The sequence below is a fragment of the Nocardia sp. 852002-20019_SCH5090214 genome (assembly GCF_001665865.1).
Taxonomy (GTDB): domain Bacteria; phylum Actinomycetota; class Actinomycetes; order Mycobacteriales; family Mycobacteriaceae; genus Nocardia; species Nocardia nova.
In genome coordinates this window covers 1-16,810 of record NZ_LZMK01000307.1, presented here as the reverse complement: position 1 = coordinate 16,810, position 16,810 = coordinate 1, and the positions used below count along the sequence as shown (strand labels likewise).

15 protein-coding genes are annotated in these 16,810 nt (G+C 69.6%); 10 read left to right on the top strand and 5 right to left on the bottom strand.

Annotated features, from left to right (window positions below):
* Positions 1–41 precede the first annotated feature (41 nt).
* Entirely contained in the window at positions 42–1,220 is a 1,179-nt protein-coding gene (locus A5780_RS24615) for an amino acid deaminase/aldolase (RefSeq protein ID WP_063016957.1), read from the top strand.
* Here the strand turns inward: A5780_RS24615 and A5780_RS24610 are convergent.
* Complete coding sequence (locus A5780_RS24610) at positions 1,217–4,555, bottom strand: bifunctional RecB family nuclease/DEAD/DEAH box helicase (RefSeq protein WP_231983074.1); 3,339 nt, start codon at positions 4,553–4,555, stop codon at positions 1,217–1,219. The two genes, A5780_RS24615 and A5780_RS24610, sit on opposite strands and share 4 nt — an antisense overlap.
* A 204-nt stretch (positions 4,556–4,759) precedes the next feature.
* Here A5780_RS24610 and A5780_RS24605 point away from each other — a divergent pair, with 204 nt between their 5' ends.
* The 5 genes from A5780_RS24605 to A5780_RS24585 are packed head-to-tail and all read left to right on the top strand — an operon-like array spanning position 4,760 to position 8,543.
* The gene (locus A5780_RS24605) at positions 4,760–5,404 is read left to right on the top strand and encodes an alpha/beta hydrolase (protein ID WP_063016933.1); all 645 of its coding nucleotides are present in this window, start codon (positions 4,760–4,762) and stop codon (positions 5,402–5,404) included.
* Between the two features lie 15 nt (positions 5,405–5,419).
* A complete protein-coding gene (locus A5780_RS24600; protein ID WP_064909708.1) occupies positions 5,420–5,854 on the top strand; it encodes a hypothetical protein in 435 nt (144 codons plus the stop codon).
* Positions 5,847–7,202 carry a WXG100 family type VII secretion target gene (locus A5780_RS24595; RefSeq protein ID WP_064909707.1) on the top strand — a complete coding sequence of 452 codons (1,356 nt, stop codon included), beginning with the start codon at positions 5,847–5,849 and terminating at the stop codon, positions 7,200–7,202. Before A5780_RS24600 ends, A5780_RS24595 begins: the two co-directional genes overlap by 8 nt.
* 39 nt (positions 7,203–7,241) lie before the next feature.
* Positions 7,242–7,997: an ESX secretion-associated protein EspG gene (locus A5780_RS24590; RefSeq protein ID WP_063016928.1), complete on the top strand. Its 756-nt coding sequence runs from the start codon at positions 7,242–7,244 to the stop codon at positions 7,995–7,997.
* Between the two features lie 6 nt (positions 7,998–8,003).
* Positions 8,004–8,543, top strand: a complete 540-nt coding sequence (locus A5780_RS24585; RefSeq protein WP_063016926.1) for a gamma carbonic anhydrase family protein — start codon at positions 8,004–8,006, stop codon at positions 8,541–8,543.
* A 19-nt stretch (positions 8,544–8,562) separates the two neighbouring features.
* Here A5780_RS24585 and A5780_RS24580 read toward each other — a convergent pair whose 3' ends face one another.
* Both A5780_RS24580 and A5780_RS24575 read right to left on the bottom strand, forming a co-directional pair.
* Positions 8,563–9,207, bottom strand: coding sequence for a phosphoribosyltransferase (locus tag A5780_RS24580; protein WP_063016924.1), 645 nt, complete (start codon positions 9,205–9,207; stop codon positions 8,563–8,565).
* A gap of 13 nt (positions 9,208–9,220) precedes the next feature.
* Positions 9,221–10,012, bottom strand: coding sequence for a carbon-nitrogen hydrolase family protein (locus A5780_RS24575; RefSeq protein WP_064909714.1), 792 nt, complete (start codon positions 10,010–10,012; stop codon positions 9,221–9,223).
* Positions 10,013–10,391: 379 nt separating this feature from the next.
* On the opposite strand from A5780_RS24575, the gene A5780_RS24570 reads away from it, so the two are divergent.
* Positions 10,392–12,257 (top strand): DEAD/DEAH box helicase, encoded by a 1,866-nt coding sequence (locus tag A5780_RS24570; RefSeq protein ID WP_082976696.1) that lies wholly within the window; start codon positions 10,392–10,394, stop codon positions 12,255–12,257.
* Here the strand turns inward: A5780_RS24570 and A5780_RS24565 are convergent.
* Positions 12,254–12,904 (bottom strand): bifunctional 2-polyprenyl-6-hydroxyphenol methylase/3-demethylubiquinol 3-O-methyltransferase UbiG, encoded by a 651-nt coding sequence (locus A5780_RS24565; RefSeq protein ID WP_064901716.1) that lies wholly within the window; start codon positions 12,902–12,904, stop codon positions 12,254–12,256. The genes A5780_RS24570 and A5780_RS24565 overlap by 4 nt on opposite strands.
* 384 nt (positions 12,905–13,288) lie before the next feature.
* Between A5780_RS24565 and A5780_RS24560 the strand changes: the two genes are divergently transcribed.
* Entirely contained in the window at positions 13,289–14,461 is a 1,173-nt protein-coding gene (locus A5780_RS24560) for an acyl-CoA dehydrogenase family protein (protein ID WP_030514965.1), read from the top strand.
* Positions 14,462–14,470: 9 nt separating this feature from the next.
* On the top strand, positions 14,471–15,604 hold the full coding sequence (locus A5780_RS24555) for an acyl-CoA dehydrogenase family protein (RefSeq protein ID WP_064901715.1): 1,134 nt from the start codon (positions 14,471–14,473) through the stop codon (positions 15,602–15,604).
* Between the two features lie 75 nt (positions 15,605–15,679).
* Here A5780_RS24555 and A5780_RS24550 read toward each other — a convergent pair whose 3' ends face one another.
* The gene (locus tag A5780_RS24550; RefSeq protein ID WP_063016918.1) at positions 15,680–16,225 is read right to left on the bottom strand and encodes a hypothetical protein; all 546 of its coding nucleotides are present in this window, start codon (positions 16,223–16,225) and stop codon (positions 15,680–15,682) included.
* Between the two features lie 284 nt (positions 16,226–16,509).
* On the opposite strand from A5780_RS24550, the gene A5780_RS24545 reads away from it, so the two are divergent.
* The gene (locus A5780_RS24545) at positions 16,510–16,761 is read left to right on the top strand and encodes a hypothetical protein (protein ID WP_146098635.1); all 252 of its coding nucleotides are present in this window, start codon (positions 16,510–16,512) and stop codon (positions 16,759–16,761) included.
* The last annotated feature ends 49 nt before the right edge of the window (positions 16,762–16,810 follow it).

Below are 16,810 nucleotides of genomic sequence, written 5' to 3'. Positions count from 1 at the left end.
TTCTCCTGGACGTTTGACCAGTTTCGTGATTGGCTGATGTGGTGACAGACGCGTCGCCCATCGCCGACCTGCACGCCGCCACCGCGGACCTCGATCCGCCCCTGGCCGCGCTGGACCTGAGCGCCCTGCGCGCCAACGCCGCAGATTTGGTGCGCCGGGCCCGCGGCGTGCCGATCCGGGTGGCCAGCAAATCGGTGCGCTGCCGCGCGGTCCTCGAGGAAGTGCTCGGATCGCAGCTCACCGGCCACGGCGGATTCGCCGGCATCATGTCCTATTCGTTGCGTGAGGCACTGTGGCTGGCCGGACACGGGGCACGCGACATTCTGCTCGGCTATCCGAGCGTCGATCGCGCCGCGCTGGCCGAATTGGCCGCCGACGCCACCCTGCTCGACTCGATCACGCTGATGATCGACGACGTCGCCCAGCTGGATCTGATCCGCGCCGCGGTCGGTGGCGCCGGAATCAGCCCGCGGGTGTGCCTGGACGTCGACGCCTCGTTGCGGATCGGCCCGCTGCACCTGGGAGTGCGCCGATCGCCGATCCGGACTCCGGAGCAGGCCGAGCGGCTGGCCCGGGTCGCTCGCGAGCGCGGCTTCCGGGTGGTGGGTGTGATGACCTACGAGGCCCAGATCGCCGGCCTGCCCGACACCAATCCCGCGGTGCGGCTGGTCAAACGGCTCTCCGCGGCCGAAATCGGCACTCGCCGTACGCATGTGCTCGACGCCGTGCGTTCGGTGGCCGGTGAGCTCGAGATCGTCAACAGCGGCGGCAGCGGGTCCATCGAGGTGAGTGTGGCGGCACCCGAGGTCACCGAGGTGACGGCCGGATCCGGTCTCTATGTGCCTACGCTGTTCGACGGATATCGCGCGTTCACGCCTCGTCCCGCGCTGTATTTCGCGCTGCCGGTGCTGCGCCGCCCGGCTGCCGAGATCGCCACCGTCTTCGCCGGCGGCTATATCGCCTCCGGTCCGGCCGGTGCCTCACGAGTGCCGAAGCCGGTGTGGCCCAAGGGGTTACGGTTGATCGGCACCGAGGGTGCGGGCGAGGTGCAGACGCCGTTCACGGGCGCAGCGGACCTGGCCGTCGGGGATCGAGTGTGGATGCGCCACGCCAAGGCCGGTGAGCTCTGCGAACGCTTCGACGCCATCCACATCGTAGATGCCGACGACCGGCGCACCACGGTGCCGACGTATCGGGGCGAGGGCCGCAACTTCGGCTAGCCGCGCCCGGTCAGTTCGAGGTAGGCGGCCAGATCGGGCAGCTGTTCGGGGGTTTCGGGCAGATAGTCGGTGAGCAGCGGCGACGCCACGACGATCGCCGACCACATCGCCCGGGAGACAGCGGTGGTCAGCCAATGCCGCGAGAGCAGATCGTCCATTCCGTGTGGTGCGTCGGCGGGGGCCGAGGTTGTCATCGAGATCAGCACGACCGCCGCCTCCCGGCCGCGGAAGCGATCGGCGGTGCCGACCACCACGTCCTCGATCCGGGCCCGCGACAACAGCATTCGAATGCGTGCCACCTGCGCGTGATAGGGCGTGACCACCAGAATGTCGTGCGGATGCAGCCGCCGCGTGAGTACGCCCTGGCGCCAGGTGCGGCCAAGCAGGGACCGGACCTGACGGACGATCTCGCGGGCCTCCTCCGCGGATTCGGTGCTGTTGCCGTGATGTTCGACCGGCACCGCTCGCACACCCGGCGCGACGCCCTCGAGTTCGCGGGCGAGGGTGACCGTCTCGTTGGAGCGCAGCCGGCGGCCGTAGCGCAGCGACGACACCGGCCCGCACACCTGGGGATGCATCCGCCAGGTGCGCTCCAGGAAATAGCCGAAAGCCGTGGGCACCGTGGGGTTGTCGCCGACGATGCGACCCAGGGCCGATTCGTGGACGCGCTCGGGATGCAGGCCGGTACCCGGCAGCGGAGCGGGATCGCCGATCAGCAGCAGATTGCGCGCCGACGCGCCGACCGCGATCGCCTGCGCCAGCGGGAAGTACCCGGCGTCGGCGATCACCAGGAGGTCCAGACTCTGCGGCGCCACCTGGTCGGGATCGGTGAAATCGCCGGTCAGTCCGCCGATCACACAACCGTTCACCGCGTTGTCGAGGAAGCGCGGATAGCGGTCGGCGGCGATTCCCAGCCATTCCGGAGCCACGGTGTGCACATCCGATTTGGCGACCAGTTCGGGCAGTACGCCCACGCGGACCACGGCGTCGAGCAGCACCTCGGCGGCCGAATGTGTTTGCGCCACCACCCCGACGCGCCACTTGTAGCGGGTCACCAGCCGCTCGATCACCCGCGCCGCGGTGTCGAGTTTGCCGGTGCCCGAGGGCCCCTGCACCGCGAGATACGAGTGGTCGAGATCGAGCACCGCCGCGGTGATCGCGGCCGCGTAGTCGCCGAAGACCTGCGGCAGCGCGGTCGCGCCGTGCAGCCGGGGCCGCCGCCGGCACAGCACATCGAAGGCCGCCGTCAGCGGGACGTCCGGCAGGCTGACCAGCAGATCGTGCGCCACGGCGTTCAGCGCCTGTTCCAGATTGTCGTCGCGGCCCGGCGGATCGGGCACGATGGCGACCGGCAGTTCGTCGTAGGGTGCGCATCCCGGCGGTAGCAGCTCCTCCACCCGCACCACATCGTCGAAGTTGTCGTCGAGGGCGAAGCCGAGGACCGTCGCCGCCGCGGTGGCGCGCCGGCCGGGGGTGGCCGGCAGGTCGGGGACGGGCGAATCGTAGAGCGTGCGTACCGCGGTGCCCGGAGGCGGCGGACGTCCGGTGCCGAGCCTGCCGGTCAGCTTCAGGTAGCGCCGCATCGGCCGGTCGTCGGTGTGCTGCCATTTCGTGTCGACGCTGGCCCAGTCCGCGACGAGAACCCCCGGGGTATCGGCCCATTCACCGATCGGCCGATGCAGGCGGTCCTCGTGCGCCCAGTGCAGCGGCTGACGCTCGCGCCGGTGATAACCCAGGACCGCGGCCATCATCGCGGCGGCTTGCTGTCCGGCACTGCGAGTGTCGTCGTAGTCGAAGGCGAATTCGCGCAGCGCCGCCTCCACCGCGGCCGGTTGTTCGGCGAGGGTGCGGCGGGGGACCGGGCAGGGCTGGATGTCGTGCTCGGCGGCGAGTTCGCACAGTCGCTCGCGCAGCCGCAGCGTTGCCGCACAGGAGGATTCGAGATCGGCGCGAACCGGTTCCGCCTCGGGGTCGAGCAGGCCGAGTACTTCCGGCAGATCATAGGACCGGGCGCCGATCAGCAGCGCGGAACGCACGATCGGATACAGGTCCAGCAGCGCGCCGAGCAGCTCGTCGGCGGTCTCCTCGTCGGCGCCGCAGCGTGCGCACAGGTCGGCAAGCAGCGTCCGGATCGGCGAACAGAAGTGGTAGATCCGCAGGTCGGGATGGTGCTGCTGGCGGTCGGCCAGAAATTCCAGCAGCGCCACCGGATCGTGCGTGGTGAAGGCGTGGAACAGGAACACGCCCTCGCCACCGTCCGCACCGCGCGCGGCGACCCCGACGCCGACGGCCGATCCGGCGACCGAGACGAAGACGTCGCCGGTGTCGGGCCGGGCCAGCTCGCCGAACGCGGCCGCATCGGTGACCGCATAGGCCGGGCGCCCGGAACGCTCGCGGCGCAACTGCAGCTCGGCCTGCCGCCGCAGCGTCGAAAACGTCTGTACCGCAACGCCGGTCACCGACGAATCCGCGGCGGCGAGGCGATCGACCGTGGTGATGCCGGCATCGCGCAGCTGCGCACGCACCGACGGTCGCATCCCGGCCACCAGCAGCAGATCACGCCCGGCCACCAGTTCGGCGGTGCAGCTCGCGCATTGCCCGCAGGCGAGGTAGCGGCGGTCTCCCCACTGCACGGGCAGCAGTTCGTCCTGTTTGGCGGCGAGGATCGTGGCGAGCCGAATCCGTCGCGCCGCGTACACGGTTTCGGCCGGACCGAGCTCGTAGATCCGTTCCGCGCCCGCGGCATCCCGGATCCGGACCCACGGATCGACGTCGAATCCGTTGGCGCGCACCATGCGCGCACACGCCGCGGCCTCCATGAGCGCCGCGACATCGGACGACATCGAACGGACGTACAGGATGAAGGAGGAATGCGGAGTAGGCGCGGCGTCGCGGTCCGGGGCGTCGGCGGCCGCTGTCGCGGATTCGCCGGTCGCGCCGACGTCGGGCAGTGCCGCGGCCGCCGATCGCCGGGGCCGAACCGGCGTGAGGTCGTCGCGGCGGACGAGGACGGCGCATCCGGCCGCGAAGGATCCGTCGAAGAAGGTGGCCCCGAATATCGCCGGCGCGTCGGTGCCGAGTGCGGCGACGGTCTGCTCGTGTGCGCGGCGCAATTCCGTGGCCGTGGCGGCCGGCGAATCGATGCCGATCACGGCCGCGCCGAGAGCCGCGTACACATCGTCGAACACGTCGTCCGACAGTGTGTCCGAACCCAGCGGAAAGCTCACCGGATCGGTCGGATTCGGCGAAACGACAAGGCCCAGTTCGGTATCGAGCGCGCGCAGCAGCGCGAATTCGCAGCGCGCTGCCCTCACCAGGTCATCGGTGCTGCACACGACACGATCACCGAACAGAATCAATCGCGGCCCTCCTGAGTCCGGACACCCGCACGCGGCCGACGCACCGCTCGCGTGCCGAGTCGCGCAACAGCGTAATCTTTCGAGGTCGTACGGCGTGGCGTGAGGGGGGCGTGTCGGATATCGGTCTCACTTCGCCGGGCCGGGCCCGCTCACCGGCGACCCGCCCGTGACAATGGGGTGATGCCGTACTTCCAGGGTGCCCGCGGTCGACTGCACTATCGGCGGTGGCCGGTGGAGCGGCCGGTGGCGGTGGTGGCGTTCCTGCCCGGAACCGGCCAGCACAGCGGGCATTACCATCGGTTCGGTCGTGCCCTGGGTGCGCGCGAGATCGAGCTCTGGTGTCTGGACACCGCGGGTCAGGGGCTGAGCGAAGGCGACCCGGCGGCGCCGGGAACGCTCCCCGAACTGGCGGCCGACACCGCCGCGCTGGTGCGGGCGATGCGCGCCGAGCAGCCCGATCCGCCGCTGTTCCTGGCGGGCCACTCGCTGGGCGCGGCGACCTGTCTCGCGTCGATGTCGCTGCCGGAGATGGCCGGGTGCGCGGGCATGGTGCTGACCGGCACCCCGAAACGGGCCGCCGAATCGCCCGCCGCCCTGCCGCCCGGACTACCGATCCTGGCGCTGCACGGTGTGGACGACCGTCGCGCACCGATCGACTCCGCGCGCGAATGGTCGGCCCGGCACCGGTCGGTGGGGTTGCACGAGTACACCGATGCCGGGCACGATTTGCTGCACGAGCCGGTGCACGCGGCAGTCACCGCCGATATCGCGGAGTGGATTCGCGAGGTCGCGGACCGTCGTTACCGCGCCGCGGAAGTGGGTTGAGAAAGGGGGACCGCGATGCAGTCACACGAGGCCGGGGATCTGCGCAACGATGTCGGTGCGCTGGCCCAGGCGGTCGACGACGGAGAGCTGTGGATCGACGGCGTACTGGTGGGCGACGGCACCCACGAACGCTGCGCGCGTCGATACGAGTCACTGGCCGAGCAGGTCGAGCAGCAGATCCGCATCCTCGGCGCGGCCGCGTCGCTGCCCGGATTCGGCGGCTTCGAGTCGGGGCAGTCGCTGCGCCGCGGTTTCGAGAGCAAGGCCGCCGACGCGGTCGATCGGTTACGCGAATATGCCGATGCCGCACGGCAATTGGCGCAGACGCTGCGTGCCGCCGCAGCCGCCTATGCCCAGCACGATGCCGATGCCGCCGCGGCGATCGGGAAGACCGCACCACCCGCGGTCGTGGTACAGCCGTCGCAGCCGGTGGGGGTCGGACATGCATAGGGTCAGCGGCAACGGAACACCGCCGGCGCAGGGGCATACCGACCCGGATTACGCCCCGACGGTCGAGGTGTTCGACAACCTCACCCATCGCGAAATCCAGTGTGGGGTCCAGGAATTGAATCCCGAGATCCTCACCGCCGGCCGCCAGGCCTGGCAGAGTTCGGCGGCCGGGATGGCCGATGCCGTCCAGTCCGCGCATACCGAAATCCGCGGCGCCATCGCCGACGGCTGGCGCGGTGGTGCCGCGCAACTGGCCGCCGACGCGGTGACCGCCTTCGAACGGCTGGGCCAGCAGCTGTCCGATGTGATGGCGGTTGTCGGACAACGACTCGCGCAGGCCAACGACGCAGCCGAGACATTGCGCGCCTCGGTATCGCAACAGGTGACCGCACATCCGGATCTGGAAGCGGGACTGCTGGATCCGAAACAGGCGGCCGCCAACGTCGTCGTGCAGAAGAGCGCCGAGAACGTGCGGCAGGACGCCGTGCGGGTGATGGATTCGGTCTATGCCGGTGTCTTCCTGCGCACCGGCGACAGCGTGCCGGCGTTTCCCGACGGCGGCATGTACCCGAATCCCGCTGTCGTGCCACCGGGTGACGAGGCGACCGCACCGGGTGGCGGCAGTGCGGATCTGGTCGGCCGGGTGACGGGCTCTCGGGTGACGCCGACCGTGGACGGACCGCAGGGGCCGGAAGCGGCTCCGGCGGATCGGCCGAGCGAACCGGGCGGCGACCGGCCCGGCGGTGACCAGCCGGCCGCCGATCGGCCCGCGGCCGTGGCGCCCGCCGCGGTCGCACCGACGCTCGTAGAGCCCGCGACGCCGATCACGACTCCGGTGAACACCACGCTTCCCGCCGCCGCGGTCTCCGAGGTGCCGGTGGTAGCGACCACGAATCATGGTGTCGCGCAGTCGAAACCGTCCGTTGCCGCGCAGCCCGCGGCCGGGGCACCGCTCGCTCCCGGTGTGGTCCCCGCGGCCGCCGTGGGTCCCGCCGGGGCGGCCACCGGCCCGGCGTCGACGGCGCAGAATTCCGATTCGACCAAGCGCGACGACCACGACCAGGACCGCAACCCCGGCGCCGACTCGATGTCCGGCATGGGCGCGGGCATCGTGGGCGGCCTGGCCGGGGGCGCGTTCGCCGCGGGCGATGCCGTGCGACAGGGACCGTCGACCCCGGTGGCGGCGAAGCCGATCCGCCGTGTCGACGAGGACGAGGACGAGGACTACTACTCCGAATTCGACGACGAGCCGACCTTCCTCGAACCGGCCGAGCCGGGCGGCGAACTGGTCGGGCACCTCGACCCGACCACCCCACCCGTGCTGGGCGAGTGGTCCGAGGATGACTGACCGCGGGGTCACGGCCGGAGCCGAGGCGGTCCGGCGGCGGTGAAATGGACGCTGACGCCCGATCAATTCGCGATGGCGTGGCAACGGATCGACGGTGACCGGATCCCGTATCCGCTCGCGGTGCGATTGTCCGCCCGCGACAGTGCCGAACGGGCCGCGCAGCTCCCGGAGCTGACCGAATGGTGCGACCGCACCGTGGACCCCGATCTGGAGGCGGCGCTGCGACTGCTCGCCCGGCCCACCGTATGCGTCGAGGTGTTCGGCGAACACGGCGCGGGGGAGGCTCGGCCCGTCCGGGTGCTGGGCGCGGCCGCCGGTCACATCACCGTGGTCGCGGCCCAGCGCCACGGCAGCGCGCCCGATCGCGGCGGCGACGTGCGGCTGTTCGTCGGGAATTCCGGTACCCTCGCGGCCCGGGTGGTCTCGCTGCTGCCGGAATGCCCGGCCGGGGCCGAACCGCGCCGCACCGCACCGCTGGACCGGGTGCGCGAGGACAGTCGCGATCTGGTGACCGTGCCGGTCGCCGGTCCCTCCACCACGGCGCGGATGCGGCGGTTGCTCAAGCAGCCCCGCGACGGCATCGGTCAGATCGTGGTCTCCGCGCGTCGCGCCGACGACAGCATGCGCCCGCTCGGCGTGCTGTGCTGGATCGACGTCACCGGCGACGGCCGTTACGCGGTCCGCACCCGCGCGGAGGTCGATATCGTCGGCGTCACCGCGGAAACCTTTGCCGCGCAATTGCGCCCGATGGTCGCGGCCGCGGAACGAGTGGTCGCCGACGACAACGAATGGTGAGAACGCATGCCCTGCTACGAATTCGAAGGTAAACGCCCCCAGGTGGATCCGACCGCGTTCATCGCGCCGACCGCCACCCTGATCGGCGATGTGCGCGTGGAGGCGAACGCTTCGGTCTGGTACGGCGCCGTGCTGCGCGCCGACCTCGCGCCGATCATCGTCCGCGAGCGGGCGAATGTGCAGGACAACACCGTGATTCACACCCCGCCCGACGTGCCCGTGGAGGTGGGGCCCGGCGCCACGATCGCGCACAGCGTGGTCCTGCACGGCGCGAGCGTCGGAGCCGAGGCGATCGTCGGCAACGGCAGCACGGTGCTCGATATGGCCACGATCGGCGCCGGTTCGATGATCGCCGCGCACTCGCTGGTCCAGCCCGGAACCGAAATCCCTGAGGGAGTCCTGGCGGCGGGAGCGCCGGCCGAGGTCAAACGTCCCCTCGCCGGCACCCAGGCCGAGAACTGGGTCAGGATCAACCCCGGGTACTACGCCGACCTCGCGCAGCGGCATCGGAAAGGGGTGCGCGAGATCGACTCGGAGACCGAGTGATTGGTACCCGTGCGGTTCCTCAGCGGCCGGGCTGGTGCGCGGTGCGCAACAGGTCCAGCATTTCCTCGTCGTCGAGTTGATGGAAATCGCGATAGGCCCCGCCGACCCCGCCGAGGGAACGCGGAATCAGCGGGCACACCGTCTCCCGGGCCAGGCCGCGCAGCCGCTCGATCGCCTCGATCGAGGACACCGGCACCGCCACCGTGATCCAGCGGGGCCGGTGCGATTGCGCCACGCGGCACGCCGCGGCGACCGTCGCGCCCGTGGCCATCCCGTCGTCGACGATCACCACCGCGCGATCGTGAATCGGCACTCGCGGCACCTGCGCGCGCACCATCCGCTGCCGGCGGGACAACTCCGCGCGCTCGGCCTCCTCCACGGCGGCGATCTGTTCGGATCGCACGCCGGTCTGCCGCACCACGTCGTCGTTGAGAACCCGGACCCCGTCCTCGCCGATCGCCCCCATCGCCAGTTCGGGTTGCCACGGCACGCCGAGTTTCCGGACGAGCAGCACATCCAGATCTCCGCCGATGACCTCGCGCACGGCGGCCGCGACCGGCACCCCGCCGCGCGGCAGTCCCAGCACGAGAGGATGCCACGCCCGCAGGTGCGACAGCGATTCACCCAGCGTGCGACCGGCCGACCGACGATCCGGATAGATCATGGTGCCGTCCAGTCTATGGCTCGACGGTGAATCGGCGCAGGCTCAGGCTGGGGTTGGTGGTGCGGATCTGGCGCAGGTGATCGAGGTCGACGCGGCTGGTGGCGATGCCGGGGGCATCACCGAGTTCGGCCAGCGGATTGCCGGAAGGGTCGACGATCATCGACGCGCCCGCACCGCGCGGGGCGCAGTGGTCGGCGGCGGCCACGTAGACCGTGTTCTCGATCGCGCGAGCGCGGAGCAGCGTGGTCCACTGATCGAGTTTGCCCGGTCCCGGAATCCATTGCGCGGGAAGGAGCAACACCTGCGCGCCCGCGGCCGCCACCCGGCGGCAGCCCTCCGGAAAGCGCAGGTCGAAGCAGGTCTGCAGACCGAAGGTGACGCCGTCGACGGTGAAGGTGGCGGGATCCTCGATCGGGCCGGGGGCGACCACCTCCGATTCGCGGAATCCGAACGCGTCGTAGAGATGCACCTTGCGGTAGATCGCCGCGAACTCGGCATCGGGACCGGCCGCGATCAGCGTGTTGTAGATCCGGTCGGTGATCTGCCCGCCCGGCGCCTCGACGACGCCGGCGACCACGTGCACGCCGAATTCCGCGGCGAGCCCGCGCAATTCGCTCGCCCACGGGCCCGTGATCGGTTCGGCCGCCGCCACTACCCGTTCGTCCAGCCGCTTCACGGCGAACATCGAATACTCCGGAGCGACAACCACTTTCGCGCCGTGTTCGGCAGCGGCGCGAACATGGCCGCGCAGCGCGGCGAGATTGGCGGCCTTGTCGGTATAGGGCCCGAACTGGACGACCGCGATGTCGACCGCTTGCGCCGGAGCCGGGGTGGGCGCCGGTCGGGCGGCGGGCCGGGGTTCGAGTTCACCGGCCACCGCGGGCGCGGGCCGCCCCGCCTCCGCGGTCGTCGAGTAGGTGATCACGATCGGGACAGGGTTGCCGATCGGTTCGGCGGTGTGCGCCCGGGTCGTTCCGGGTGCGTCGGCGGTGTCGGATTCGTCACTCACGCGCGCTCCGGCGCCGCCCGGAGAATTCGGCTCGGCGGGCGCAGATGCGGTGGGCCGCAGGGGTTCGGCGGGCTCCGGAACGGCGCGCGAGGGCGGCGGCTGCGGTTGCATAGGTCTCACCGTATTGGCCCGATGGTCCGGGCGGCCACCGCAAGGCATTAAACTGCTGGTCAATATGAACAACTCATCGGTCGACAGCGTGCCCGGCGGCGGGGACGACAGGCCCGAAGGCGCAGACGCGCGCAACCACGAAGGGCCCGCGGACGCCGCCACCGGGTCTCGCGACGGTAGCGGAGCGGATGTCACGGCCGGCGCGACCGAGCCGTCGTTCGCCGATCTCGGCATCGACGATCGGCTGCTCGCGGCGATCGCCGATGTCGGCTACGAGTCCCCCTCCCCGATCCAGGCGGCCACCATTCCGCCGCTGCTCGCGGGCGCCGATGTCGTCGGCCTGGCCCAGACCGGCACCGGTAAGACGGCGGCCTTCGCCATCCCGATTCTGATGGGCCTGGAGAAGCGGCCGAAGCCGCCGCAGGCGCTGGTGCTCGCACCGACCCGTGAACTGGCGATCCAGGTGGCCGAGGCGTTCGGCCGTTACTCGTCGCATCTGCCGGGAATCCACGTGCTGCCGATCTACGGCGGTCAGAACTACGCGGTCCAGTTGCAGGGTCTGCGCCGCGGCGCGCAGGTCGTCGTCGGCACGCCGGGCCGGGTCATCGACCACCTCGAGCGTGGCACCCTCGACCTCACCGAGCTGCGGTATCTCGTGCTCGACGAGGCCGACGAGATGCTGAAGATGGGTTTTCAGGAGGACGTCGAACGCATTCTGCGCGACACTCCCGCGGAGAAGCAGGTGGCGCTGTTCTCGGCCACCATGCCGTCGGTGATCCGCAAGATCTCCAAGCAGTACCTCAAGGATCCGGTCGAGATCACGGTCAAGTCCAAGACCTCGACCAACACCAACATCTCGCAGCGCTGGGTGCACGTATCGCATCACCGCAAACTCGACGCGCTGACCAGGATTCTCGAGGTCGAGCCGTTCGAGGCGATGATCCTCTTCGTGCGCACCAAGCAGGCCACCGAAGAACTGGCCGAGAAACTGCGCGCGCGCGGCTACTCGGCCGCCGCGATCAACGGCGACATCGCGCAGAACCAGCGCGAACGCACCATCGGCCAGCTGAAGTCCGGCGCCCTCGACATCCTGGTCGCCACCGATGTGGCCGCGCGCGGACTCGATGTCGACCGCATCTCGCATGTGGTCAACTACGACATCCCGCACGACACCGAGTCCTATGTGCATCGCATCGGCCGCACCGGCCGGGCCGGACGCACCGGTGAGGCGCTGCTGTTCGTCGCGCCGCGCGAACGCCGCCTGCTGGATGCGATCGAGCGCGCCACCCGCCAGCCGCTGACCGAGATGCAGCTGCCCAGCGTCGACGACGTGAACGCTCAGCGCGTGGTCAAATTCCACGACGCGATCACCGAGAATCTGGCGTCGTCGAATCTCGCGCTGTTCCGCAAGCTGATCGAGGACTACGAGGCCGAGCACAACATCCCGCTCGCCGACATCGCCGCCGCCCTGGCGGTGGGCGGCCACGACGGCGACAACTTCTTCATGGAGGCCGAGGCTGAGCCGATCCGCCCGCCGCGTCGCGAACGTGCCCCCCGAGAGGATCGCGAGCGCCGCCCGGAGGGCGGGCCGCAGCACCACCGGGCCACCGGCGCTGAGATGGCCACCTACCGCATCGCGGTCGGCAAACGGCACCGGGTGGTGCCCGGCGCGATCGTCGGCGCCATCGCCAACGAGGGCGGTCTGCGTCGTAGCGACTTCGGCCACATCAGCATCCGCCCCGACCACAGCCTCGTGGAACTTCCCGCGGATCTGTCGTCGGAAACTCTGGATGCGTTGCGCCGCACCAGGATCAGCGGTGTCCTGATCCAGTTGCAGCTGGACCAGGGCGCGCCGTCCCATCGCTCCCTGAGCCGCGGCCCGCGCCGCGAAGGTCCGCGCAAATACGACCGCCGCAAGCCGCGCAGCTAGTTAGGGGCCGCCGCGGCGCGCGAGAGGCGCCAGACATTGTCGACCCGGGTGCCGGAACGGCCGTCCGGGGAGGTCAGTGCGCGTTCGACCGGCTCGCAGGTGCGAACGGTCCATTCGTCGCCGAGGTGCAGGGCGTGCAGGACACCGTCGAGGGTGGGGAAGACGGCCTCGAACGGGTACTCGTCGGGCGTCATCCAGGTGGGCCATCCGGCGTGCATGACGATCAGCAGGGTGCCGCCGGGCGCCACCGCGTCGGCCGCGCGGCGGAGCACGCCGTCCTGGTCCAGGGCCACCGGTGACTGCAGGAACTGGGCGTTGATCAGGTCGTAGCTGCCGTCCGGGAAGCTGCGCCCGAGTTCGTGTCGCTGCCACGAGATGCGATCGCCCAGGCCGGCCTGCTCGGCGTGGGCCGCGGCACGCTCCAGCGCGGTCTGCGAGATGTCGACGCCGGTCACCTGCCAGCCCTGACCGGCCAGCCAGACCGCGTCGGCGCCTTCGCCGCAGCCCAGATCCAATGCGCGGCCGGGCCGCAGGTCCGTGGTCTCGCGCACCAGCAAGGGATTCGGATTACCGCTCCAGACCCGGTCGTTGTCGCGATACCGCTGCTCCCAGAACACCGCGGCCTCGGTGGGTGATGTGGCGGACATGAGACTCCTCGTCGCTCGGGGCGCCCCTGTCGGCGCCTGCTCCCAGGATCACCAATGGTCCGGAGTGGCGGCAAGAAAACTTGCTGAAACGGCAAACCGGCCCCGGATGCCGGGTGCCGCGGCGTCGACCGGCGGGCGCGTTTCCCGTCGTGGGGAATTCGGCGGAATGCATGCGAATTATCATTAACTTATTCCACTCGCGGGGAATTGCGCAGCGTACGGGCATTTCGCCGCAACCTAAAGGTTCCTTCGTACCGGCGGGGGAACCGGACCGCTCGGGATCGCGGCATCGTGCGCGATTCGTCGTTTATGATCCCGTCGACGACCGGTTCGATTCGAGGCGTAGATTCGATTCGGACCTACGAAATACGGTGGGAGATGCCCATGAAACTTGCCCTGTCACCCGACGAGGTGGCCTTCCGGGACGAACTACGCACGTTCTTTCGGACCGAGATACCGGCCGAGATCCGGGACAAGGTCGAAAACGGCCGGGAACTCTCCCGCGAGGACATCGTCACCGCCCACAAACTCCTGCACGCCAAGGGCATCGCGGTGCCGAAGTGGCCGGTGGAGTGGGGCGGCCAGGACTGGACCTCGATGCAGCGCCACATCTGGGAAGACGAGATGCAGCTGGCCTGCGTGCCCGAGCCGCTGACCTTCAACGCGAACATGATCGGCCCGGTCATCGCACAATTCGGCTCCGAAGAACTCAAGCAGCGCTTCCTGCCGCCGACCGCCGCCCTCGATATCTGGTGGTGCCAGGGCTTCTCCGAGCCCGACGCCGGATCCGATCTCGCGTCGCTGCGCACCACCGCGGTGCGTGACGGTGATTCCTACATCGTCAACGGCCAGAAGATCTGGACCACGCTGGCTCAGTACGCCGACTGGATCTTCTGCCTGGTGCGCACCGATCCGAATGCGCCGAAGAAGCAGGCCGGTATTTCGATGCTGCTCTTCGATATGAAATCGCCCGGTGTCACCGTGCGGCCGATCAAATTGATCGACGGCCGGCACGAGGTCAACGAGGTCTTCTTCGAAAACGTGCGGGTGCCCGCCGATCAACTGGTCGGTGAGGAGAATGCGGGCTGGACGTATGCGAAATTCCTGCTCGGCAACGAGCGCACGGGTATCGCCGGCGTGGGCCGCACCAAGGTGGTTATCGCCACCGCGAAAAAGCATGCGGCACAGATCGCGACGGGTTCCGGCACCCTGCTGGAGGATCCGGTTTTCGCCACGCGTGTCGCCGAGTTGGAGAACGAACTGCTGGCGCTCGAACTGACGCTGTTGCGGGTGGTGGCCAATTCCGCCGAGGGCAAACCGAATCCGGTGTCGTCGGTGCTGAAGTTGCGCGGTACCGAATTGCAGCAGGCGGCCACCGAGCTGATGCTCGATGTGGCGGGCCCGGACGCGGTGCCGGTCGGCGCCGACGACATCGCCGCGCCGGATTGGGCGCAGCGCACCGGCCCCACCTATCTGAACTACCGCAAGACCAGCATCTACGGAGGCTCGAACGAGGTGCAGCGCACCATCATCGCCTCCACCATCCTCGGATTGTGAGGCGCTGCCATGGATTTCGAATTGACCGATGAACAGGTCATGCTGGGTGAGACGGTGCGTGATCTGCTGGCCCGTGCCTACGACCCGGAGAGCCGGCTGAAGGTGCTCGACACCGAACTCGGCTGGAGTCGCGACGTGTGGTCGCAGCTGGCCGAATTGGGTGTCCTCGGACTGTCTTTCAGCGAGGAGGACGGCGGAGTCGGCGCGGGCCCCGTGGAGACGATGGTCGTCATGGAGGAGGTCGGCCGCCGTCTCGCCCCGGAACCGCTGCTGGACGCGGTCCTGCTGCCCGGTGGCCTGATCGCTTCCCTCGGCACCGCCGAGCAGCGGCAGCGGATTCTGCCCGAGGTGGCCGGCGGTTCCCGGCTGCTGGCCTTCGCGCACGAGGAGGCCGGTTCGCGCTGGCCGGATCTCACGGTGGCGACCACGGCCACCGCAGACGGCGACGGCTACCGCCTCTCCGGTGTGAAAAGCCGGGTGCCGCACGGTGATTGCGCCGACGAGTTGGTCGTCACCGCGCTCGGATCCGACGGCGTGCTGCGGTTGTTCCTGGTGGCCGCCGATGCCGAGGGGGTGACCCGCACCTCCTACCGCACGTTCGACGAACGCCGGGGTGCGCAGATCGAATTCGCCTCGGCCCCGGCCGAACTGCTCGGCGCGGCCGAGGCCGGCGACGCCACGGAGGCCGTCGCCACCGCCATCGCGACCGCCCAGGCGAGCCTGTGCGCGGAGTCGATCGGCGCGATGGGCGAGGCATTGCGTCTGACCACCGAATATCTGAAGACGCGCAAGCAGTTCGGGGTCACGCTCTCGAAGTTCCAGACCCTGACCCAGCGCGCCGCCGACATGTACGTCGCGATGGAACTGGCTCGCAGCATGAGCTTCTACGCGACCGCCTCGCTGGCCGAGGGCACGGTCGATCCGATCGCGCTGTCGCGGGCCCGCCTCCAGGTCGGCCGCGGTGCCCGCCACATCGGGCAGGAAGCGGTGCAGATGCACGGCGGAATCGGTATCACCACCGAATATCCGGTCAGCCACTACGTCGCCCGGCTCACCGCCGTGGACCAGACCTTCGGTGGCCGCCGCGAACATCTGGGTGTGCTGAGCAGCCGGGTCGGCGACTACGGCCTGGCCGAACTCTGATCCGTACGCCGGTTCACCGGTGAGGGTGGCGGTCGTCGCGAATCCGCGCGGCCGCCACCCTTTTCGCTGTGCGGATCAGTTGCCGGCGTCCTCGGTGGTCGGCGCGAGATAGGGATCGGCCGTCGGTGCGGATTCCTCGACCGTGCGCGGTGTGTGATGGGGCCGCGTGGTCGTCGTGGTGTCGGAATCGGCGGACGGTTCGCCGGCGGACGGTTCCGTGGTCGGAGGGGGAGTCTGCGTCGTCGTGGTGGTGGTCGGCACGGGCGGTGCGAACGCGGTGTAGCTCGGATCGGCCTCGGTCGTGGTGCTGGTCGCCGTGGCGGAGGTGGTGCGCCGGGCCGGGGTATTCGCCGCGACACGCCAGGAGGGAGAGGGCGGAATGATCACCGCGGGGGCGGTGGTGGTGCCGCTGCGCGTGATCGGGGTGGTGGCCACCTGCAGATCCGCGGCGAGCGGCGGCGGGGCGACATAGACGTCCTTGTGACCGATTCCGCAGGCTCCGATCAACACCAAACCCAGCGATACCGCACCGGCGGCCATTGCGGGACCCGCGACCTTCATGTTCAGGCGGCCCGGGGTCTCCTCATCGGCGCGATCCCCCGTGCTCGCCCTGTCGTCCATGGATGTGGTGCTCCCTCAAACTGTTTCCGAGTGGACTCACAGTAACCGAGAGCCGCACCCGGGGCCAGGCATGCCGGTCGGACCGCAAAATACCGGACGGTAACGTGAAAAGCCAATACTTCACATAACGAAGTAGTTACGTTCAGCGTGTCGCGAGCACGTGTCGCGTGGAGATTCGGTGTCGGGCACGTACCGTGTGAGCGAAGTTACATGTGAGACGCGTGTTATTTACCGGGTGAAACGGACGTTTCGACAGTCTCGGTGGGCGTCATCGAGGAGTAGTGATGGGAGCTTATTCGACATCCCCCACGCGCGCGGTGTCGCAGGGTGATTCGGCTGCCGCCGAATCCGGGCGCAGCGCCTGGTCGATCACATCCCGCATCGCGGCCTGGTTGATCTTCCTCGGCGGATTGGTCGGCGCGGTGCTCGGCATCGCGGGTCTTCGTGTCGAAATCACCGTTGCCGGACTGATTCTGGCCTGCACGGCCGGTCTGGTCCTGCTGAAACTCCGCGCCGACGGGCAACAATCGGCCTGAGGATCCCCGCCGTCGCGGAAAATCGGTGGGCCGGCTGATCCGACGGGCC